Origin of the sequence: Streptomyces flavofungini (assembly GCF_041028215.1) — a bacterium.
In the GTDB taxonomy this organism is placed as follows: Bacteria; Actinomycetota; Actinomycetes; order Streptomycetales; family Streptomycetaceae; genus Streptomyces; species Streptomyces flavofungini_B.
Genome location: NZ_JASKYR010001468.1, coordinates 1 through 797 on the forward strand (window position 1 = coordinate 1; position 797 = coordinate 797).

1 protein-coding gene is annotated in these 797 nt (G+C 76.0%); it reads right to left on the reverse strand.

What is annotated here, in order from left to right:
- Positions 1 to 20 precede the first annotated feature (20 nt).
- Positions 21 to 797: aldo/keto reductase (locus AB8Z36_RS41680; protein WP_369218517.1), on the reverse strand; the 777-nt coding region annotated here is incomplete at its 5' end.

A 797-nucleotide genomic window follows, 5' to 3' on the forward strand; every position in this document is an offset into this window, starting at 1 on the left:
GACCGAGGGGCGCGGGGACCTCAGTCCCACGACCCCAGGGCGGGCGGCAGCGCGGCGATCTCCGCCAGGTCCGCCTCCGTCAGCCGCACCGCCGCCGCCCGCGCGTTCTCCACCGCCCACCGCTCCTGCTTGGCGCCGGGTATCGGCACCACGTGCGGGCCCTGTCCGAGCGCCCACGCGAGCGCGGCCTGCGCCGGGGTCGCGCCGTGCCGCTCCGCCACCCGGCGCAGGCCCACCACCAGGCGCTGGTTCGCGGCCATCATCTCGGCGGTGAAGCGGGGGTGGCGGGCCCGCAGATCGTCGGGCTCGAAGCCCTGTCCGGGCGTGAGTGTGCCGGTGAGGAAACCATTCCCCAGCGGCATCGCCGCGAGGAAGCCGACGCCGCGCGCCGCGCACCACGGCAGCAGCGCGTCCAGCGCCTCCGGCGACCACACGGACAGCTCGGCCTCCACCGCGCTCACCGGGAAGACCTGCTGCACCCGCTCCAGCAGACCGATCGTCGCGTCGTGCAGCCCGGCCCTGGCGCGGCCGTGCGCCGTACGCCGCCCCGCGCGCGCCCCCACGGCGCACAGCCCCAGCGCCCGCACCTTCCCCGCGGCGACCAGCTCCGCCATCGCGCCCCAGGTCTCCTCCACGGGGACCTCGGGGTCGACGCGGTGCAGCTGGTAGAGGTCGATCGTCTCGGTCTGGAGCCGCCGCAGCGACGCGTCACAGGCCCGCTTCACATAGCCGGGACGGCCGTTGGCGACGATGTGCTGCTCGCCCACGAGCAGGCCGCACTTGGTCGACACGAACGC